Here is a 20,624-nt window from a genome sequence, read left to right as displayed (position 1 = left end):
CGTATGGAGCTGCAGAAAAACGAACCCGGTGAGGCCGGAGCCGGTACCCTTTACCCTCCAGCTGCCGGACCATTTCCCCGCACCGGTGTACGACATGAGCCAGAACCCGCTCACGGTACAGGGCATCGCACTCGGCCGCCGGCTGTTTTACGACCCCCGGCTGTCGCGCGACAGCACGGTATCCTGCGGCTTCTGCCACCAGCAGTTCGCGGCCTTCGCCCACTTCGACCATCCGCTCAGCCACGGGATCGACAACCGTACCGGGTTCCGTTCGGTACCCGGACTGTTCAACCTCATCTGGCAGAAAGATTTTATGTGGGACGGCGGGGTGAACCACCTCGAAGTACAGCCGCTGACGCCCATCACGGACCCCAACGAAATGGGCGAAGACCTGGGCCGGCTCATCAACCGCCTGAACGCGGACGCGAAGTACCGCTCCCTGTTCAGCGAGGCGTTCGGGGAAGGGGAGATCAACAGCCAGAAACTCTTCCGCGCCCTGGCGCAGTTCATGGCCACGATGAATTCCTTCAACTCGAAATACGACAGCGTGGTGCGCAAGATACCCGGCGCGCAGTTCACGCTCGAAGAAGCGAACGGCTACCGCGTATTCCAGGAAAAATGCGCGTCGTGCCACAAGGAGCCCCTCTTCACCGACGGTTCCTACCGCAACAACGGGCTGCCCTACAACCAGTACCTCCACGATGCCGGCCGCATGCGCGTTACGGGCAGCACAGGCGATTACCTGAAGTTCCGGGTGCCCTCCCTCCGCAACGTGCTTAAAAGCCCGCCGTACATGCACGACGGCCGTTTTTACGATATTTTCCATGTGTTTGACCACTATTCCACCGGCATCGAACAAACGCCTACGGTTGATCCCCTCGTGTCGAAAGGCATACCCTTGTCGGTGTCCGAAAAACGTGAGTTGTACTTTTTTCTGAATACGTTGACGGATCAGGGCTTCATCACCAGCAAGTCGCTCTCGGAAATTTTGATCGATAATTAACTGTTAACAAGCAGATTAGGGTGCATTAACATTTTGAAGGGCTTTCTTTAACGCTTTCTGGCAGGAAATTTGCAAATTCCAGGCGTCATGAAAATAAAAGTATTAAATAATGTTGTAAAGTGTGTGGTGGCGGTGCTGGCAGTACTGTTCCTGGGCACTGCGCCTGCAATGGCACAGCAGAAGGCCAAGACGCCTTCTACCGGCGTTGCAAGCTATTATGCGCAGAAGTTCCATGGACGGCCAACAGCCAGCGGTGAGATATTTGATAATACCGCCATGACGGCCGCGCATAACACCCTGCCCCTGGGCACGCTCATCAAAGTGACCAACCTGCGGAACCACCGCTGGGTAGTGGTAAAAGTGACGGACCGCCTGCATGCGGCCAACCGCCGGATCGTGGATCTGACGCAGGCCGCCGCCAAAAAACTGGGCTTCATTCACTGGGGGCTCACGAAAGTAAAAGTGGAAGTGGTATCGAAGGAGTTCATGAACAGCCTGCCGATGCTCGACCTGGACCTGGCGGTCAATTAACAGCGTATCAAACGGGAAAAGGCAGAAAACAGCGCACGCTTATTTCTGCCTTTTTTGTTATCCGGAAAGTTCGCCGCTTTTTTACATAGTTGATATCGGATGGTCATAAAATGCAAAATATATGAGGTTTGTCTTCGTATTGCTTTTAATGCAGGCTACACTTGTTGAAGTACATGGGCAGCAGTATGTGCTGCCTAATGAGGAACAGGTTTTTTCCTTCAAAACCGGGAATGGCAAGATAGCGGTGCTGTGCAAGGATAAAAAAGACCAATACCTGGTATACAGATTCGGAACAAACAAGAAGCCGGAACTGGTGTTTCCCGCGTCAACAAAAAGCGGCTGGGAAGCGTTCAGGTATTCATATTACATGCGGGGAGGCGGTCCTCAAAATGAAGGCATGGACTTAAACTATGTGTATTTCGTCAGCAAAGGCTACAAATATGTTATCTACGACACTTATCATGCGGTTGGGGGAAAGCGGAAAGTCGGGGTAAAGGTAATCGATCTGCAAACGGATAAAGTTACAGATATTGTGGGATTGGTGAGCTCCGCAAAGGGAAATCTCACACAATTCAGGGATAATAAACGCTTGCTGGTTACGGACGAGTTGTTTGACTAGGTTGCGACTTCCACAGCGGAAAACAGCAACAAACGAACAAGCCCGGTATCCGGATAAACTTATTTTTTCTTTCCCTGCCGCGTCCAGCAGCTCATCACATGATCGTTCACCATGCCGGTGGCCTGCATGTAGGCGTAGCAGATGGTGGAGCCCACGAACTTGAACCCGCGCTTCAGCAGGTCTTTGCTCATGGCGTCGGAGATGGCTGTTTTGGCGGGTACTTCTTTCATGTCTTTAAAGTGGTTCACAACGGGTTTGTGCCCCACAAACTGCCAGATGTACCGGTCGAAGCTGCCGAATTCTTTCTGCACGGCTAAAAACGCTTTGGCGTTGGACACCACGGCGTTGATCTTCAGTTTGTTGCGGATGATGCCGGGGTCCTGCAACAGCTTTTCGATTTTCTTATCTGTATACTTCGCGATTTTTACGGCATCCCACTGATCGAATGCCTTCCGGTAGTTTTCTCTTTTGGTGAGCACGGTGTACCAGCTGAGGCCGGCCTGTGCGCCTTCGAGGTTCAGCATCTCGAACAGGTGTGTATCGTCGTGGTTGGGGATGCCCCATTCGTGATCGTGATAATCCCTGTACAACTTGTCTTTCAGGCTCCAGCCGCATCTTGTTTTGTCCATTACAGTTCCCATTTTTTGATCATTTCCTTGACCTGTTTTTTATAGGCTTTCAGGTCGGCGATGGTCTGCTGGATAAAACCGTTGTCTTCCAGCTTTCCTACCACCATATTCATCTCTGCTTCGTTTTCATAGGTCATCTGCCGGAACGGGTTGAGATAATCTTTTTCCCGCGAATGATAAATGCCTTCGGTGATCATGCCGGAAGTGTACACGGATTGCTCGAGGCATTTCTTCAGCAGGGCGGGCGTCAGCTCTTTGGCGCTGATCTGCTGCAGGTGCAGCAGGCAGGCGAGGGCATGATGCAGTTTGTCCTGCTCATAAGCCGCGCCCAGTTCACGATAGATGTCGTGCAGTTCGGGCCAGCTGCCGATTTTGCCTTTGCGGATGCGGTTCTTCACCTCTTCGAGGGCATCGGCTTTCACCAGCTGCCCGCCTACGTTATGCCAGGCGGTGCGTTTGCTGTTTTTGCAGAATGCCTGCAAGGCGCTGAACGACTGGATATTAAAGGTAGCGGCCAGTTTCACCAGGTTGCGGATGGCGTACAGGTTGATCAGTTCGCGGAACAGCGGATAGGCTTTATGCACTTTCAGCAGCTGCGCTTTGCGGGAAGAGTTTTCGATGCCTTCCACAAAGATGTCTGTACGGCCTACCTTGGCATTTTCTTCGAGCAGCAGCTGTTTGCCTTTCTGCTGCAGGGATTTTTTACCGGCTTTGTCTTTTTGTCCGTAGAAGGTTTTGCCTACGGCGTATTCGAACAGTTCCAGCGCGTTCAGCAGTTCTTCCGCCGAATCGGGCGCCAGGTAGTCGTATTCGATGAGTTGCGTTTTGTCGGTGCGTTTATCCCGGTCCACATACTTCCAGGCATTACGGGCCAGCGCGTACATGTTATGCATGAACCAGTAGCCGGGCATGACCTTCAGGGTATCGTCGTGCTCGTCGTTCACCACCAGGCTGAAGGGGTAGGGGATGTCGAGCTCGCTCATGTAATTCCCTTTGGCGATGAGCGTGAAGCTGGCGAAGCGGGAATTGTGTTTGAGGCTCACGCACAACCCCGGCCAGAAGCCCCTGCCGGCGATGATCTCACCGTCGGCCCCGCGGGAGTTGTGATTCGACCCGATGGTGGCGCCGGCGGCCATATTGCTTTGCCCCATCACGAGCGCGGCGCAAAGGAAGGAGTTGTTGTGGTGCTGTTCGTGCGCGGGGAAGATGAGCGAGTTCAACACCTCGCAGCACGAAATGGTGGCGTTATTGCCGAGATAGGAGTTGATGAGGCGCGCGCCGTATTTGAGCTGCGAATGGGACGCCATTACAAAACGCACGGCCTTCACGCCGTAGAACACGCGGCAGCCGAAACCGACGATGCCGTTCACCAGCTCGCAGCCTTCACCGATCTGCGAAGGTGCGCCGGGCTCGCTGTTGATGGTGAGGTTCTTGAGTTTGTTGGCGCCTTTGAGATAGGCGTCAGACCCGATCATTACGTCCTTGATGATCTTGCAGTTTTTGATCACCGTGCGGTCGCCCACCATACCGTAGTAGCCCCGTTTTTTATCGAACTGTTTTTCGGTGAAGGCCTTGAAACGGTCGAGCAGCGCCGTATCGTGACGGTTGCGCGTCCAGAGCCAGGCGTCGCCGGGCAGCATGCCGTCGAAGGGCATTACGCTGCGGCCGCCGTTTTCGTTGCAGAGCTCCAGCCAGATGCGCACGTTTTCAGGCTCGCCTTCTTTCACGATACCGTTGCCGAATTTGGCGTGATCGGTCACGGCCATTTCGTTCACGTTGGCAATGATCACCTCGTTGCCGATGATATAGTGGGAGAGGAAGTTCACGTTATGCACCACCACATTGTCGCCGAAGTCGCAGCTGGCGATGGTGCTGTTGTACAGGCCCACGGGGAGGCGGAGGTTATGGAACTCGAGGTAATAAGGCTCCAGTTTGCCGATGCGTACCATGCCGTAAAAGTGGCAGTGCTGCACCAGGTTGGGGTCGAATTCGTTGTCCACGAAAATATTGTTCCAGTCGTCCGACGTGTTGTCGTTCCGCACGAGGGCTTCTATTTCCCAGGCTTTCAGTTTGCGGTGCTCGGTTTCGCGGCCGCGCTGCTGGTCGCGGAGGTAGTATTCGTCCCTGCCCTGGGGCAGGTAAGCCGGTTCAATAAACTGGTAACCCAGCTGGCTGAGCGGTTTTTTTTCAATACGGTTCATATGGAATACTATTCTACGGTTACGGACTTGGCGAGGTTACGCGGTTTGTCCACGTCGTACCCTTTCAACACGCCGATGTGATAGGCCAGCAATTGCAGCGGTATCACGGAAATCATGGGGGCCACCAGTTCGTCCGCTTCGGGCACCACGATCACATCGTCGGCCATGCCGGGGATCACCTGGTCGCCTTCGGTGGTAACGGCAATCACTTTGCCTTTGCGGGCTTTGATTTCCTGGATATTGGAGACTATTTTTTCGTAGTAACTGTCTTTGGTCGCTACAAACACCACGGGCAGGTTTTCATCTACCAGGGCAATGGGGCCGTGTTTCATTTCGGCGGCCGGGTAACCTTCCGCATGAATGTAGGAAATTTCCTTCAGCTTCAGCGCGCCTTCGAGGGCGATGGGGAAGTTGTAGCCGCGGCCGAGGTAGAGGAAGTCGTGCGCGTCTTTGTATTTGGCGGCGATCTTTTTGATCTGTTCGTTGAGCTCGAGGGCAACGGCCACTTTTTCGGACACGCCTTCCAGTTCGTCGAGCAGGTGCTGGAAGCGCTGCGGGGTGATGGTGCCTTTGGCTTCGGCTATTTTCAGGCCGATGAGGCATAACACGGCCAGCTGCGCGGTAAAGGCCTTGGTGCTGGCCACGCCTATTTCGGGCCCGGCATGGGTGTACACGCCGCCGTTGGAGAGGCGGGCGATGGAAGAGCCCACCACGTTGCAGACGCCGAGGATGATGGCGCCTTTTTCTTTGGCGCTTTCCATGGCCACCAGCGTATCGGCCGTTTCACCGCTCTGCGATACGGCGATGATCACGTCGCCTTTGCCCACCACGGGGTTGCGGTAACGGAACTCGGACGCGTACTCCACTTCCACGGGAATGCGGCATAATTCTTCGATCATGTATTCGGCCACCAGCCCGGCATGCCAGCTGGTGCCGCAGGCCACCACGATGATGCGGTTGGCGTTCTTCAGCATGTCGAGATGTTCGCGCAGGCCGCCCAGCGTAAGCTGGCCGCCTTTGGCGTCGAGACGGCCGCGGAGACTGTCGAAAATGGTCTGCGGCTGCTCGAATATTTCCTTCAGCATAAAATGATCGTAACCGCCTTTTTCGATGGCGGCCAGTTCAATGTCGAGCTTCTGGATATAAGGGGTCTGTATTTCGTTGGCGATGTTTTTGAGGATCAGCTCGTCGGCCCGGAGGATGGCGATCTCGTAGTCGTTCACATACACCACTTCTTTAGTGTATTCCACGATCGGTGAAGCGTCCGAAGCGAGGAAATGTTCGCCTTTGCCCACGCCTATTACGAGAGGGCTGCCCTTGCGCGCCGCGATGAGGGTGTTGGGATCATCTTCGTCCACGATTACAATCACGTATGCGCCTACCACTCTTTTGAGGGCGATGCGCACCGCTTCTTCCGTGCTGCACTGGTTGCTGGATTTTATTTCCTGGATGAAGTGGATGAGCACTTCGGTGTCCGTATCGCTCGTGAAAACATGCCCTTTGTTCAGCAGCTCCTGCTTGAGCTGGGCGTAGTTTTCGATGATGCCGTTGTGCACCATGGCCAGGCGGCCGTCGCCGGAGAGCTGGGGGTGGGCATTGCGGTCGTTGGGCTCGCCGTGCGTAGCCCAGCGGGTATGCCCGATGGCGATATGGCTTTTTAAATCTTTTCCGAGCACGTAATCTTCCAGCTCGGCTACCTTACCTTTCTTCTTGTATACTTTCAGATCTCCGCCGTTCAGTAAAGCAACGCCCGTGCTGTCGTATCCCCGGTATTCCAGTCTTTTGAGACCTTTTAAAACAACCGGGTATGCTTCCCGGTGACCGATGTAGGCTACAATTCCACACATGATGTTTAGTAGGTTTTGATGAATTATCCACGCAATATGCAGCAAAAAATTTAGCAGGGAAAGTAAAGACAGTAAATAAAAAAAATTAAAATGTGCCCGGCGGCGGGCACATTCAAGGGTATTGTAAGTAGAAAAAGTCCATGCTAATAATCGGCCACATCGACCGTCACATTCTCGGCATTCCAGCCTGCCCGCGCGCGGTACTTCACCTGCCGGATAAGCGCTGTAATCTGCTCCTGCAGCGGTTTGTCGGTTTTGTAACGGGTGCGCGTGAACTGCGACAGCTGATCGTTGTCCGTACATTTTTTTTCATCTTCGGGCTGCGGCCCGCTGATGCCGAGGAACCATCCTCCTTCGTCTTTCTGTTTGTATTTGTAAACGTACACGGTGCTTTTCCGGAAGCGGTAATACGTTTGTTTTTTACCGAGCAATACGAGCGAATCGACCTTCATGTTGTACTCCATGGAATTATACAGCAGGCTCCGCGCCATCAGCTCCTGTTTGTTATATACGGCCGGGAACCTGTCGTGCCGCTGAATGGCGTTGAGGGCCGTCCAGAGGGATACGCGGTACCTGTCCTGCGCCGCGATGCTTTGCAGCAGGCTGTCCGGCACGGGCAGCCTGTTTTTCAGGTACAGTTGCGCGATCAATACCTGCTGGGCGGGGTTTTTCGTGGAAGCATAACGGGAAAAGAAGCGCCCGGCGTTTTTGTTGCTTTCGCGGAAAGGCAGCAGCAGTGTGGCGTATTCATGCAGCGTGCTGCTGGCGCGAAAAGGCTCTTCGTAGTCGTCTTCATCGTTCCCCCGGTTCAGGCGGCTTTGTTCGGCCGCGAGCTCTTTCTGCAGGGCCACGCGGGCGTCGAACGCGATCTGGCTGATATGGTCCGCATACAGGGCGGGCTGCACCAGGTTGCTGTCTGCCAGCGTAGCCAGCAGGCCGTACACGGGCTCTTTATAATCGGTGAGGGCCGTCAGCTCCAGCAATGCGGGGAACAGCGCCTTCGTGATGCCGAGGGAATCGTACAGCGGCCGGAAAATGGAATAAAGGTTTTCCCCTTCGCCGAAAACGGGAATTTCTTTCAGCATCAGCTCTTTGAACAGCGCATTGCCGGTGGTGGTTTTCTGCCGCACGAGGGCCAGGAGTATGGCGCGTTGCAGGCTGGCGGTATCGTTGGCGGATTCGTAGGCTTTTTGCAGGAAAGGCAGGATGTCCGGGTGTTTGATATTTCCCAGCTCACCGATAAGATCGGTTTTGACGTCCATGTAGTTTTTTTCTTTCGCGCTCCAGCCGCGGATCAAACTGATGAGCACGGGCGCATCGGCATCCTGGTAGTTAGGAGTGCTGACGGAACTGCGGGCCTGCTGGCGGGTAGTGCTGTCTTTGCTGTAAAAGTCGGCAAACAACGCAGCAGCCTTGCTGGCGTAGATGGGCGTGCCGATCAGCGTATCGGCGGGGGTAAAGCTGTCGAAAAACGTGCGCACGAAAGCCGAGGGCCCCTTCACATTGTCGACGATGCTGTACAGGGTGTACTGCACGCCGTTGCGCAGGAACAGTTTATAATGCAGGCTGCGGGAACTGTTGGTGTCGCGCATCTGCAGCAGCATGGTTTCCCAGCCGGGCAGCCGCTCGTATTTTTTTTCATGCACCACCAGGTCGCCGCGGTCGCTCAGTTCCTCCACCTGCTCCTGCCAGAATCTGGCGCTGTCCCGGGTGCTGTAATAACGGTTGAATTTGCGGAACACGACTTTTACTTCTTCCCCCGTACTGTCTACCCGGAACGATTTATTCTTTATCCTGTTGAGGTGATCGGTGTTTTCGTCGGAACGCCCGCCGGTGAAGGACTCCATGAGCGCCTCATCGTCTTTCGGCACCACCGCGGTCTTGACGGAAAACAGCAGGCTCGTATCGCGGTACTGTTCAAAACGCCGGTAAGCGGGCTGCTCCGGTACGAACGAATTGAAAAATTCCTGCACGGGCTTTTTATCGTTTTTATACCGGGCGCTCAGCACGTAATAATGCGGGCCCTGTAAAAGAATGCGCGTTTCGGTGAAACTGTTGTCGGTATTCTGGTTCACCAGTTCGAGGCAGGGATATCCGTGCCAGGTGAGGAACCGGCGGCTCTTTTGCTGTTTGATGAACTGCGACTGCAGGAAACTTTCTTCGGCGAAACTGAGGTCCACGGTATCTTCTTCCAGCGCGCTGTAGCCGGGAATGGTTTTGCGCATCACGAGGTAGCTGTTGCCGTTGCGGCTGTCGAGCGCTTCGTATTCCTGCCGTTTGCTCAGGGTGCGCAGCGTTACATTGTCCGCCGTAACCGGCGCGTGCGGCATCTTTACGGAGAAGCCGGCCGCCGCGGAACGGTAGGTCACCCATTCGCCGGCGCTGAATGTCCGGAGGCGGATGGAAGAAAAGAAACGGTCGGCTTCGGGGCCCGCGGCATATTCGCCGGTGCCGCTGATCTTGAAAATGATGGTCTCGAAGGGCGTGATGAAAATGTTATAGCGCTGCAGGTCGCCGCGGCGGGTGCGGTTGCGGATGTCGAAACCTTTGTAGCCGCCGTTGTGGATGACCTGTTTGGAGATGATGCGGCCGGGAATGTTTTCATACAGCAGGCTGTCTATCCGCAGGTACACATCGTCTTCGCGCTGGCCGAGGCTGAGGGCGTTGGTCTTGATGCGGCTCACGAGGTAATAGGCGCCGTTGGCGAGGTCTGCATACTGCAGCTGGTTCAGCATGGTGAGGCTGCTGAAGTTATAGAGTTTGCCGGGCACTTCGGCCTGTATCCAGCCATCGTCCGATGCATAAGGCTGGAATACCACCGGCGCGCGCATTTTTTCCAGGGCTTCTTTCTGTTCGCTGTCGCGGTTGGTGGCGAGCACCGGCCGCACCGTATAGCCGGCCCTGCGCAGCATGTGAATGAGCCCCCGGTCGCCGGGCAGGTGCGCGGCGCCTACGCCGGCAAACAACGAGCCGTGCCGGATGATGGAGTCGATGGCGCGGAACATGTTCTCGTTCCGCTTGTATAAAAACTTTTCGAGGAATACGGGCGAATCGTATTGCCCGGAAGAGATGGAATCGAGCATGTCGAGATCGCCGCGGCGGTAAGCATCGTTGAGTTTCCTGCGCGCCTCCTGGGGGTTCTCGACGTCGCGGTTGTTCTTCCTGGATTTTTTATCGTTGGCCGCATCGCGGTACGATTCGAGCATGAGGCGCTCGGACTCCTCGAAGTTCTCCACGCCGGCCGCTTTTTTACCGAGTTTGCTGCCTACCTGGTAGATGTACATGTCGAGGAAGGTATCTTCCTCAAAGTCTTCCTGCGCGGCGAACGAGCGGTACAGCAGGTGGTTGATCATTTCGGGGCGGTAGGTGAGGCCGGTGCGTACGAGGTCGTTGTAAGGGCCGATGGTAAAGGCGTCGGGCGTCATGTGGCCGCCGCCCATATCGCTCATGTAGCGGGAACTGATCCGCAGCATTTTGCTTTTCGAAAAATCTTCCTGCAATTGCTGCGGATCTGTTTCCAGCGCTACGATATCTGCATTGCGGATACAGTGATAAAAAGAGTCGCTCAGGTTAAATGCCAGTTTGTTGCTGACGTGCATGGTGCCGAAGAGGTAAGAGGGTTTCGGCATGTTTTTGCCGGTGATTTCCCACAACAACCCCTGGTATTTTTTCGACTGCGCTTTTGCGAACGTACAGATGAGCAGCAACAGGCTGTAACAGACTACACATTTTACACGGTTCATATGGAGATTCCAGGGATTTAGGTACCTCCAAATATACTGAATCTTAGCGGCGTTGCAGCACCCGCTCGAACAGGGTAAGAATGCGTTTGTACTCATCGGTCCAGCTGGAAGGCTCCACGAATCCGTGGTCTTCCACGGGATATACGGCCAGTTCCCAGTTGTTTTTGCCAAGCTCGATGAGGCGCTGCGACAGGCGCACGATGTCCTGGAAATGCACGTTCACGTCTACCATGCCATGGCACATGAGCAGGTGGCCTTTGAGGCCTTCGGCGAAATAAATGGGAGAGGAGCGGCGGAACGCGATGCTGTCTTCGGCGGGGCGGTTCAGGATGTTGGAAGTGTACCCGTCGTTATAGTGGGCCCAGTCGGTCACGGAGCGGAGCGCCGCACCCGCCGCAAAATCATCCGGCGTGGTGAACATGGCCATAAGGGTAATGAAACCGCCGTAGCTGCCGCCGTATATGCCGATGCGCTTCGGGTCCACGCCATGCTGCTGCGCGAGGTAACGGGCGCCGTCTACCTGGTCGGTAAGGTCTTTGCCGCCCATGTGGCGGTAGATGCCGGTACGCCAGTTGCGGCCGTAGCCCGCGCTGCCGCGGTAATCGATGTCGAGCACGGTATAACCGAGATCTGTGAGCAGGTTGTGGAACATGTACTCCCTGAAATACTGGCTCCACCATTTATGGGCGTTCTGGAGGTAACCGGCGCCATGCACGAATATCACCGCGGCGCCGTTCTTTTTGGCGGGGTCGGGCGTGTACAGGCGGGCGGGCACCATTTCATTATCGCGGGCTTTGAACGTGATCACGTTCGCTTCGCGCCAGGGGTAGGCTTTGAATTCGGGCGACTGTGCCTGATCGGTGATCTGCACAGGTTTGGCGCCTGCTTTGTTTTCCTGGAGATACAGCTCCCAGGGTTTGTTGGAAGTGGAATAACGGTAGGCGAGCCATTTTTCGTCGGGCGACAGGCTTACGGAGTGCGCGCCGGGCATGGTGGTGAGCCTTTCCGCTTTGCCGCCGGTCACGGGCAGGCGGTAGTATTGTTTCTCACCGGGATTCACTTCGTTGGTGAGGAGGTAGAAATGATTTTTGTCGCGCGAGAGGCGGGCTTCCTGCACTTCGTAGTTGCCGCTGGTGAGGGCTTTCTTTTGCCCGTTGGCGACGTTGTACGTATAAAGGTGCGAATACCCGGTTACCTCGCTCTGGAAATAACAGGTGTTTTCATTGATCCAGCCCATGTTGGCGTTGCTCACGCCGGGGCCGCCGATCCAGGCTTCGTCGCGCTGGCGGTCTACCAGCTGCATTTTAGCGGTGGCTGCGTCGAGCAGCATGATCCAGCGGTCCTTGTTATCGGTGGACACAATGTTCACGAGCGCCTGCGTGCCTTTGGGCGACCATACCGGGCTGTACATCACCACGCTGCGGGATTTCCTTGCGGTGTCTTTACCGGGATAATCCTTCAGGTAATCCGGTTTATCCTGTATGCCGGGCAGGCCGTTGAGTTTAACGGTGAGCACGGTGTCTTTCACGCGGTCGTACACGAAATAATCGTACACCGCGCGTTCCGCACCGGTTTTGGTGTAAGCGGGGATATCCGTGGTGTAGCCTGTTTCCGTCACGTAATTAGGCACGATGGTGCTCTTTTCGCCGGCCGGCATCTTGAAGAGGCGGTAGGCGATGAAGCGGCCGTCGGGACTGATGCGGCTGTCGGCCAGAGACTTATCTTCCAGGTGCAGGGCGCGGAGCTGTTGCGCGTCGGGGAGACTTTTATTGAATGCCGTTGCCGCATCGGTTCTGGCCTTTCTTTCCCGCAATACCTCGAACAGCTGCTGCTGCTGGTTCTGGAGAAAGAGGTGCTGGGGCGACAAGGGGGCCGGTTTGTCGGACGGTTTGGCGCCGTTCACGAAATTGGTGAGCTGTTCCGTTTCCCCGCTTTTCGGATCCCAGGCGAACAGGTTGCGGCCGTCGCGGAAGATCACGCGGGTGTCGTTGAACGAGAAGCCCACAGCCTGTTCCGGATCTGCCGTGCGGGTGATGCGGGTTTCCTTGCCGGATGCCATGTCCTGGAAAAACACGTCGCCCTGGTAAGCGTACACCCGCTGTGTTTGCGCCTGGTTGTACACGGCGTTGTTCCGGGCGCTGATGAGGCCGCGCTCCGCCGCTTTGGTTTTCACGGGTGTACGGGCATGGATGCCGACGCTGTACAGCGAATCGGCATACGCCTTTTCCGGGTTCCATGAAAAAAACACGGTTTTACTGTCGCCGCCCCAGGTGATGTTGTCGGGCGAAGTGCCTATCCATTTCGGGTCGCGCATGATTTTTTCGACGGTCAGCTGTTGGGCATAGGCGGGTATGGCCAGCAATGCGCCCGCCATGGACGCTATTATTATCTTCATATTGGTTAATAGTGTAGAATTCTATAATTTGTTGCAATATAAGAAACAACATGGGCACAACAGCGCGTAATATGATGACCGGCACACTCCTGGTGCTGCTGCTGGCCGCCTGCGGCCAGCGTAAACAGGCGGCCAGGGTAACGGTGCCGGTAACGGAAGACAGCACCTTCCTGACGGGTACTTTTTTCCTCGTGCGCCATGCGGAAAAGAACCCGGGCGCCGATTCCACGCTCACCGCGGCAGGACGGCAGCGCGCGGGCAAGCTGTACCGCCTGCTGAAAGACTCCGCGATCACCCGCATCTACAGCACAAAATACAAACGCACGATGCAGACGGGCGACAGCCTGCGCCTGCAGGGGCGGGTGGATACGGTGCTGTATCAGCCGGACAGTACGGGAGAATCCCTGTTATATGAGATCAGCCGGCACGGCGACTGGGGCAAACGCATCCTCGTGATCGGCCACAGCAACACGCTCATTCCCATCCTTAAAAGCCTCAACGTAAAACCCCGTATCGACTCCATCGCCGATAAAGATTACGGGAACCTTTTCATTGTATACAAAACCAGGAACGCCAGCCGTTATGTGCAGCAGCGGTATTGAAGCATGTGTAGCAGAGCCATTCAAAACGGCCAAAAGGACGAATGACTTTGAGTAAAATGCCCTGGAAGAACAGGTACATCATCGAATCAATCACCAGCCCCGTCGCATCCAAAGGACAAATAACCTACAACAGAATGCCCTGTAAGAAGAGGTACGCCACACTGAAATAAATCACCAATCCCGTTACATCCACCAGCGTAGCCACGAATGGCGCGGAAGAACTGGCAGGGTCCGCGCCCGCCCGTTTGAGCAGCAGCGGCAGCATGGAACCGGAGAGGGTGCCCCAGAGCACCACGCCGATCAGCGATACGCCCAGCGTCAGCGCGATGAGGAAAGTATGTTCACCGTAGGTGTGGAAGAAGTGGTTCCAGATAAGGATGCGCGCGAAGCCCACGAGGCCGAGCACACCGCCCAGCATGAGGCCGGAGAATATTTCGCGGCGCATCACCCGCCACCAGTCGCGCGTAGACAGCTCGCCCAGCGCCATGGCCTGGATGATGAGGGTGGATGCCTGCGAGCCGCTGTTGCCCCCGCTGGAAATAATGAGCGGTACAAACAGGGCGAGCACCACGGCTTTGGCGATCTCGTCTTCGAAATAAGTCATCACGGTAGCCGTCAGCATTTCACCCACGAACAGCACCACCAGCCAGCCCACGCGTTTTTTGATCAGCTTGAGGAAAGGCATGTCGAGGTACGGTTCGTCCAGCGCCTCGGTACCACCGATCTTCTGGATGTCTTCCGTATGTTCTTCGTTGGCGATCCACAGCATATCGTCGATGGTCACGATGCCGAGCATCACGCCCTGGTTGTCGAGCACGGGCAGGGCCACACGGTTTTCGAGCCGGAACACCTGGATGGCTTCTTCCTGTTCGTCGTTTACATGCAGGGCCACGAAGCGGTCGTCCATGAGGCTTTCTACCGGCGTATCGGGCGATACGAGGAGGAATTCGCGGATACGGAAATCGTCGAGCAGTTTACCTTCGTTGTCGATGATGTAAATCACGTCGATGGTCTCACTGTCCCGCCCGTACATCCGGATATGCTGGAGCACCTGGGCCACGGTCCAGTGCGCTTTGGCCGCGATGTAGTCCGGCGTCATGATACGCCCCACGCTGTTTTCGGGATAGCCGAGCAGGGAGAGGGTCACTTTTCTTTCTTCGGGATGCAGCAGTTTGATCAGTTCCTGCACGGCCTGGCTGGGCAGTTCTTCGAGAAAGGCGGTGCGGTCGTCCGGCGGCAGTTCGTTGAGCAGTTCCGCCGTTCTGGCGGCCGGCAGGGCTTTGATGATGTCTTCCTGGGTGGGGAATTCCAATATCCTGAACGCCGCCGCGGCGCGGCCGAGCGTAAGGTTGTTCATGATCAGTACGGCCTCGTCCGGCGCCTCGTATATCAGTTCCGCGATGTCGGTAATCAGCTGGTCGTCGAGAAATTCTTTGAGTTCCCGCGACGGCTGCACTTTCACCAGCTCTTCGAATCGCTCCAGTAATGCTACATTTTCCATATTAAACAGGCCTTGCGTGAAAACAGTGTATTACAAAATCTCCTGCACGTGTTTGCGGATGTTGCCGCTCATCACGTCGGTGGGCAGGTCGTTGGCGTCTTTGCCAAAGGGGTCTTCAATCTCTTCCGCAATCAGCTCGAGGCTGGCCAGCACGTAAAATATAAAAACGACCATGGGTATCACCAGGTATCCCAGCCCGAACACATACCCCATGGGCAACGTCATCACATAAAAGAAGATGAATTTTTTGAGGAACACGCTGTATGAAAAGGGGATGGGCGTGTTTTTGATCCTTTCGCAGGCGCCGCATACGTCCGCCAGCGATTCCAGCTGCGCGTTGATGGTGATGAGCTGGTCGCCCGTGATCACCTGCTGGCGGTACAGTTCGTTCACTTTCGCCATGATGATGCCGGCCACCTGGTTGGGCACATGTTTGCCGGAACGGACGGCCGCTTTTTCTTCAGGGCTCAGCCCTTCGAAGCTGTGCTCATGTATCTCTCCCCGCAGGTGGTCTTTCAGGGCGAAGGCGAAGTTGGGTATCATCGCCCGGAAAAACTGCCGTGACGGATGCCCGGCGGGCAGCATGGCCTGCAGCTTCAGGGCGAGGTTACGGCTGGTGTTGACCAGCGCGCCCCACTGGCGGCGGCCCTCCCACCAACGGTCGTACGCCGTATTGGTGCGGAACACCAGCAGCAGCGATATCACAAAGCCCAGCAGGCCGTGCATGGCGGTGATGTTCCTGATATGGTCTTTTTCCGAAAGGCGGAATACCTCCAGCTCCAGCCAGGCGATGACGGCGGAATAGATCGCCATGGCTATAAACATGGGAAACAGCTTTTTAACAGTGTCTGCCTTATGGATGCGGAAGATGAAAGTAAACCAGTCTTTAGGATTATAGTTGATCATAGCAGCAAAAATAAATATCAATTCTGATTCCCCGCATTTTGTTAACTGACCGGTTTGATGTTACTTTACGGCTCTTTATTCCGTGAGATTATGATCAAGCCGTATTTATACATTCAGAAAACAAAAGAAAAGGGACGGGGTGTTTTCACAAAAGAACCCATTCCGGCCGGAACACAAATAGAAGTATCACCTGTACTGGTATTGTCCAACAGCGATACCCAAATTGTCGACAAAACTAAACTGCACAACTACATCTTCCTCTGGGGAGCCAGGGAAACCCGTTCCTGTATTGCGCTCGGCTTTTGTTCTATTTACAACCACGCGTACGAGCCCAATTGCGAGTACGAGATGGACTTTGAAGCGGAAACCATGGCCATCAAAACCCGCCGCGATATCAAAAAAGGCGAGGAGCTGTCCATTAACTACAATGGCGAAATAGAGGATAAATCCCCCGTTTGGTTTGACGTAAAACGCAAATAAAAAAATCCGTGCGCAATCCGCCGGATTTCTTAATATTGTAAATTATATAAGCACTTATATATTCTATGGGCTTTTATCCGAAACTCGGTTATCTCATCTTCGGCAGCCGGCTCCGGCGGCTCAGTGAGTACTTCCTGGCGGAAGTGAACAAAGTGTACGGCCAGCAGGGCATCGCCTTTGACGCCAGCTGGTTCCCGCTGTTCTACCTTTTGTCCGAACGGGAGCGGCTTACGCTGATGGACATCGCCACCGAGCTGGAGGTATCGCATTCCGCGGTGAGCCAGCTGGTGACCAACCTCCGCAAAAAAGGGCTCGTCAAAACCAGCCGTTGCGAGGAAGACGGCCGCCGGCAGTGGGTGGTATTCACCAAAAAAGGCGCGGCCCTGCTGGAGCAGGTGCTGCCCGTCTGGAAAGGCATAGATACCGCCATGCAGGCGCTGGTGGCGGAAAATAAACAAAGCAGCAAAATACTGGAAGCAATCAATACGCTGGAGCAGGCCGTGGAATCCCTTCCGCTGGCCGACCGCATCCGGCGCGAAATGCCCGTCAACACCAAAACAGATCTTTCATGAGCAAGGTTTTTCATTACGGTAAAGAAACACTCACCGTAGCCACGGCGCTGGATATCGCCGCGGGCAACACAAAAGGGGTGTTAACGCCGGAGGTGATGGCCCGTGTGCGCACCAGTCACGACCATGTGCAGGCCATCGTACAGGAGCATACTACCGTTTACGGCATCAACACGGGGTTTGGCCCGTTGTGCGACACCAAGATTTCTGAAGAAGACACCCGGGCCCTGCAGTACAACATCCTGCAAAGTCACAGCGTAGGGGTGGGAGCGCCCATCCCGGAAGAGATCGCGCGGCTGATGCTGATCACCAAGGTGCAGGCGCTGGCGCAGGGCTACAGCGGGGTGAACCCCGTTACCCTGGAACGCATTGTGTGGCACATCGATCATTATGTGACGCCGCTGGTGCCGGAGAAAGGATCTGTGGGCGCTTCGGGCGACCTGGCGCCGCTTTCGCACCTCTTCCTCCCGCTGATCGGTTTGGGCGATGTGTGGTACAGGGACGCGAAACTGCCGGCAGGGGACGTGTTGCGGCAGGAAGGGCTGGAACCGGTGGTGCTGGGCCCCAAAGAAGGGCTGGCGCTGATCAACGGCACGCAGTTCATTCTTTCCTTCGCCACCAAAGCAGTGGCCCGTTTGCACAACGCGCTCGAAGCGGCGGATGTGATCGGGGCGATGTCGCTCGAAGGATTGATGGGCACCGCCAAACCGTTCGACCCGCGTTTGCACGCCATCCGGCCGTTTGCCGGTAACCAGCTGGTGGCCCACCGCCTCGACGCGTTGTTGCGCGGCTCGGAGATCATGGCCTCCCACGTGGATTGCGGTCGCGTGCAGGATCCGTATTCGCTGCGCTGCATGCCGCAGGTGCACGGCGCATCCCGCACGGCCTGGCAGCACCTGGCATCGCTCACGGAAATCGAACTGAACGCGGTAACGGACAACCCGATCATCTTTTCCGCCACCGACACCATCAGCGGCGGCAACTTCCACGGCCAGCCGATGGCGCTGCCGCTCGACTATGCCACCGTTGCGGCGGCGGAGCTGGGCAACATCGCCGACCGCCGGTGTTATATGATGATCGAAGGGCGGTACGGCCTCCCGAAATTACTGATCGAAGATGCCGGGCTCAACTCCGGTTTTATGATACCGCAGTACACCACGGCGGCGCTGGTAACGGAAAACAAAACGCTTTGTTTCCCGGCGAGCGCAGACAGCGTGCCCACTTCGCTGGGGCAGGAAGACCATGTGTCGATGGGCTCCATCAGCGGGCGCAAGCTCATGCAGGTGATCGACAACCTCGAATACATCCTCGCCATCGAACTGCTGTATGCCACGCAGGCGATCGACTTCAGGCGGCCGTTGAAATCGGCGCCGGTCATCGAAGCCTGTCACGACCATGTACGCGAGTACGTGAGCTTCGCGAAGAAAGACCGCATTTTTGCGACAGACATCGCCGCGCTGCACCAGCTGGTGAGCAGCGGTTCATTAGTGCGGGTGGCCAACGAAACGGCCGCCGCCCACCAAATCAATTTAAACGGTTCGTATGAAAAACAATTCCAGCTTTCTTGATACTTACGCGGCGCACCCGCATTACAAAGCCCCGCGCGGCACACAGCTGCATGCCCGTTCGTGGCAGACGGAAGCGCCGCTGCGCATGCTGCTCAACAATCTCGATCATGAAGTAGCCGAAAACCCCGACGAACTGGTGGTGTACGGCGGCATCGGCCAGGCGGCGCGTAACCGCGAGGCATTGCAGCAGATCATACGGGTGTTGCTCACGCTCGACGAAGACCATTCTCTGCTCGTGCAATCCGGCAAACCGGTGGGCGTGGTGCGCACGCATCCGCAGGCGCCGCGCGTATTGCTGGCCAACAGCAACCTGGTGCCCAAGTGGGCTACCTGGGAACACTTCAACGAACTGCGGGCCAAAGGGCTCATGATGTACGGGCAGATGACGGCGGGCAGCTGGATATATATCGGTACGCAGGGCATTCTGCAGGGTACGTATGAAACGTTTGTAGAGTGCGGCCGCCAGCATTTCGGCGGCAACCTCACGGGCAAACTGCTGGTGACGGCGGGCATCGGCGGGATGGGCGGGGCACAACCGCTGGCGGCTACCATGGCCGGCGCGGTGTTCCTCGGCGCAGACGTAGACCCGGCGCGCATTCAGAAACGCATCGATACGAAATACATCGACCGCATGACGCATTCTTACGAAGAAGCGATCGCCTGGGCGAAAGAGGCGCAGGCGAAAGGCGAAGCCCTGTCCATCGGCCTCGTGAGCGATGCGGGCGACATGCTGGAGAAACTGCTGCGCGATAACATCATTCCCGATATTCTCACGGACCAGACGTCCGCGCACGACCCGGTGAACGGCTACGTGCCCAACGGGCTTACGCTGGCGGAAGCCGCCGCGCTGCGCACTACCGATGCCGCGCGTTATAAACAATTGTCGCTCGCCAGCATGGCCCGCCATGTAGGGTTTATGCTGGAACTGCAGCGCCGCGGCGCGGTTACTTTCGATTATGGTAATAACCTCCGCGAGTTCGCCAGAGAAGGCGGCGAAAAGAATGCATTCAACTTCCCCGGTTTTACACCGGCGTACATCCGGCCGCTGTTCTGCGAAGGCAAAGGACCGTTCCGCTGGGTGGCATTGTCCGGCGACCCGGAAGATATTTATACGACCGACCGCGCATTGATGGAAGCATTCCCGGATAACACACCGCTTATCAACTGGCTGAAAAAAGCACAGGAGCGTGTGGCCTTCCAGGGCCTGCCTGCCCGCATCTGCTGGCTGGGCATGGGTGAAAGGGAAAAGGCGGGACTGATCTTCAATGAACTGGTGCGTACCGGTAAGGTGAAAGCGCCCATCGTAATCGGCCGCGACCACCTCGATTGCGGTTCGGTAGCCTCCCCCAACCGAGAAACCGAAGCGATGAAAGACGGTTCCGATGCGGTGAGCGACTGGACGTTGCTGAACCTGATGTCTAACACCGCCGGCGGCGCCACCTGGGTATCGTTTCATCACGGCGGCGGCGTGGGCATGGGATATTCCCAGCATGCGGGCATGGTGGTGCTGGCGGACGGCACCGATCGCGCAGCCGCCTGTCTTAGCCGTGTGCTGTACAACGATCCCGCACTGGGCATTTTCCGGCATGCGGATGCGGGGTATGAAAGAGCGGAGGAGTGGAGCGCGAAATTCGGACTGGGGCTGTAGGTATGAAGGGTTCGTCTTTCGACCCGCGGATAAAATCAGCTTAAGCTGATATCATGATGGAGACATTACAGCAGAGACTGAAACGAATGATCCACCTTTCGCCGTGGATAAAATCAGCCGGAACTGATCGCATGGAGACATCATCGCAGTAACTGGACGAATGGTTCGTCTTCACCCATGGATAAAATCAGCCGAAGCTGATTCAATGATGGAGACATTACAGCAGAGACTGAAACGAATGGTTCACCTTTCGCTTGTGGATAAAATCAGCCGGAACTGATCGCATGGAGACATCATCTTGGTAACCGGACGAACGGTCTGCTTTCGTCAGTAGATCCAGTCAGCCGCAACTGATTCGATGATGAAGACATCTCCGCTTATT

15 protein-coding genes are annotated in these 20,624 nt (G+C 56.0%); 8 read left to right on the top strand and 7 right to left on the bottom strand.

Translation table 11 applies throughout. The features are described 5' to 3' along the window. The first annotated feature begins 28 nt into the window (after positions 1–28). From EGT74_RS01415 to EGT74_RS01405, 3 genes are all read left to right on the top strand, one after another. Positions 29–1,003, top strand: a complete 975-nt coding sequence (locus EGT74_RS01415; protein ID WP_246008098.1) for a cytochrome-c peroxidase — start codon at positions 29–31, stop codon at positions 1,001–1,003. A gap of 87 nt (positions 1,004–1,090) precedes the next feature. After that, positions 1,091–1,534 (top strand): septal ring lytic transglycosylase RlpA family protein, encoded by a 444-nt coding sequence (locus EGT74_RS01410; protein WP_123844740.1) that lies wholly within the window; start codon positions 1,091–1,093, stop codon positions 1,532–1,534. A 121-nt stretch (positions 1,535–1,655) separates the two neighbouring features. Continuing rightward, complete coding sequence (locus EGT74_RS01405) at positions 1,656–2,153, top strand: hypothetical protein (RefSeq protein ID WP_123844738.1); 498 nt, start codon at positions 1,656–1,658, stop codon at positions 2,151–2,153. Positions 2,154–2,212: 59 nt separating this feature from the next. Here the strand turns inward: EGT74_RS01405 and EGT74_RS01400 are convergent, their stop codons facing one another. The 5 genes from EGT74_RS01400 to EGT74_RS01380 form a co-directional block, all read right to left on the bottom strand. Continuing rightward, positions 2,213–2,782 (bottom strand): DNA-3-methyladenine glycosylase I, encoded by a 570-nt coding sequence (locus EGT74_RS01400; RefSeq protein ID WP_123844737.1) that lies wholly within the window; start codon positions 2,780–2,782, stop codon positions 2,213–2,215. After that, on the bottom strand, positions 2,782–4,983 hold the full coding sequence (locus EGT74_RS01395) for a DUF4954 family protein (RefSeq protein ID WP_123844735.1): 2,202 nt from the start codon (positions 4,981–4,983) through the stop codon (positions 2,782–2,784). Before EGT74_RS01395 ends, EGT74_RS01400 begins: the two co-directional genes overlap by 1 nt. 8 nt (positions 4,984–4,991) lie before the next feature. Further along, the gene (gene glmS, locus EGT74_RS01390) at positions 4,992–6,830 is read right to left on the bottom strand and encodes a glutamine--fructose-6-phosphate transaminase (isomerizing) (RefSeq protein ID WP_123844733.1); all 1,839 of its coding nucleotides are present in this window, start codon (positions 6,828–6,830) and stop codon (positions 4,992–4,994) included. A gap of 143 nt (positions 6,831–6,973) precedes the next feature. Then, entirely contained in the window at positions 6,974–10,573 is a 3,600-nt protein-coding gene (locus EGT74_RS01385; protein WP_158617953.1) for a TraB/GumN family protein, read from the bottom strand. Positions 10,574–10,616: 43 nt separating this feature from the next. Continuing rightward, a complete protein-coding gene (locus EGT74_RS01380; RefSeq protein WP_123844730.1) occupies positions 10,617–12,968 on the bottom strand; it encodes a S9 family peptidase in 2,352 nt (783 codons plus the stop codon). A gap of 50 nt (positions 12,969–13,018) precedes the next feature. Between EGT74_RS01380 and EGT74_RS01375 the strand changes: the two genes are divergently transcribed. Further along, positions 13,019–13,570, top strand: coding sequence for a SixA phosphatase family protein (locus tag EGT74_RS01375; RefSeq protein ID WP_123844729.1), 552 nt, complete (start codon positions 13,019–13,021; stop codon positions 13,568–13,570). Between the two features lie 124 nt (positions 13,571–13,694). Here EGT74_RS01375 and mgtE read toward each other — a convergent pair whose 3' ends face one another. Further along, a complete protein-coding gene (gene mgtE / locus EGT74_RS01370) occupies positions 13,695–15,071 on the bottom strand; it encodes a magnesium transporter (protein WP_123844727.1) in 1,377 nt (458 codons plus the stop codon). Positions 15,072–15,101: 30 nt separating this feature from the next. Further along, the gene (locus EGT74_RS01365) at positions 15,102–15,977 is read right to left on the bottom strand and encodes a bestrophin family protein (RefSeq protein WP_123844726.1); all 876 of its coding nucleotides are present in this window, start codon (positions 15,975–15,977) and stop codon (positions 15,102–15,104) included. A 90-nt stretch (positions 15,978–16,067) separates the two neighbouring features. On the opposite strand from EGT74_RS01365, the gene EGT74_RS01360 reads away from it, so the two are divergent. The 4 genes from EGT74_RS01360 to hutU all read left to right on the top strand — a co-directional run bounded on the left by EGT74_RS01360 (position 16,068) and on the right by hutU (position 20,242). Next, entirely contained in the window at positions 16,068–16,457 is a 390-nt protein-coding gene (locus EGT74_RS01360) for an SET domain-containing protein (protein ID WP_123844724.1), read from the top strand. A 65-nt stretch (positions 16,458–16,522) separates the two neighbouring features. Next, on the top strand, positions 16,523–17,029 hold the full coding sequence (locus EGT74_RS01355; protein WP_123844722.1) for a MarR family winged helix-turn-helix transcriptional regulator: 507 nt from the start codon (positions 16,523–16,525) through the stop codon (positions 17,027–17,029). Then, positions 17,026–18,594, top strand: coding sequence for a histidine ammonia-lyase (gene hutH / locus EGT74_RS01350; RefSeq protein ID WP_123844720.1), 1,569 nt, complete (start codon positions 17,026–17,028; stop codon positions 18,592–18,594). The genes EGT74_RS01355 and hutH overlap by 4 nt, the downstream gene beginning before the upstream one ends. Then, complete coding sequence (hutU, locus tag EGT74_RS01345; RefSeq protein ID WP_123844719.1) at positions 18,569–20,242, top strand: urocanate hydratase; 1,674 nt, start codon at positions 18,569–18,571, stop codon at positions 20,240–20,242. Before hutH ends, hutU begins: the two co-directional genes overlap by 26 nt. Positions 20,243–20,624 lie beyond the last annotated feature (382 nt).

Origin of the sequence: Chitinophaga lutea (assembly GCF_003813775.1) — a bacterium.
GTDB lineage: Bacteria > Bacteroidota > Bacteroidia > Chitinophagales > Chitinophagaceae > Chitinophaga > Chitinophaga lutea.
This window is presented reverse-complemented; position numbering and strand designations above follow the sequence as displayed.

Bases quoted from the DNA above. Each gene is read 5' to 3' on its own strand.
- EGT74_RS01410 (WP_123844740.1), top strand. From the start codon at position 1,091: ATGAAAATAAAAGTATTAAATAATGTTGTAAAGTGTGTGGTGGCGGTG.
- EGT74_RS01405 (WP_123844738.1), top strand. From the start codon at position 1,656: ATGAGGTTTGTCTTCGTATTGCTTTTAATGCAGGCTACACTTGTTGAA.
- EGT74_RS01400 (WP_123844737.1), bottom strand. From the start codon at position 2,782: ATGGACAAAACAAGATGCGGCTGGAGCCTGAAAGACAAGTTGTACAGG.
- EGT74_RS01395 (WP_123844735.1), bottom strand. From the start codon at position 4,983: ATGAACCGTATTGAAAAAAAACCGCTCAGCCAGCTGGGTTACCAGTTT.
- glmS (WP_123844733.1), bottom strand. From the start codon at position 6,830: ATGTGTGGAATTGTAGCCTACATCGGTCACCGGGAAGCATACCCGGTT.
- EGT74_RS01385 (WP_158617953.1), bottom strand. From the start codon at position 10,573: ATGAACCGTGTAAAATGTGTAGTCTGTTACAGCCTGTTGCTGCTCATC.
- EGT74_RS01380 (WP_123844730.1), bottom strand. From the start codon at position 12,968: ATGAAGATAATAATAGCGTCCATGGCGGGCGCATTGCTGGCCATACCC.
- EGT74_RS01375 (WP_123844729.1), top strand. From the start codon at position 13,019: ATGGGCACAACAGCGCGTAATATGATGACCGGCACACTCCTGGTGCTG.
- mgtE (WP_123844727.1), bottom strand. From the start codon at position 15,071: ATGGAAAATGTAGCATTACTGGAGCGATTCGAAGAGCTGGTGAAAGTG.
- EGT74_RS01365 (WP_123844726.1), bottom strand. From the start codon at position 15,977: ATGATCAACTATAATCCTAAAGACTGGTTTACTTTCATCTTCCGCATC.
- EGT74_RS01360 (WP_123844724.1), top strand. From the start codon at position 16,068: ATGATCAAGCCGTATTTATACATTCAGAAAACAAAAGAAAAGGGACGG.
- EGT74_RS01355 (WP_123844722.1), top strand. From the start codon at position 16,523: ATGGGCTTTTATCCGAAACTCGGTTATCTCATCTTCGGCAGCCGGCTC.
- hutH (WP_123844720.1), top strand. From the start codon at position 17,026: ATGAGCAAGGTTTTTCATTACGGTAAAGAAACACTCACCGTAGCCACG.
- hutU (WP_123844719.1), top strand. From the start codon at position 18,569: ATGAAAAACAATTCCAGCTTTCTTGATACTTACGCGGCGCACCCGCAT.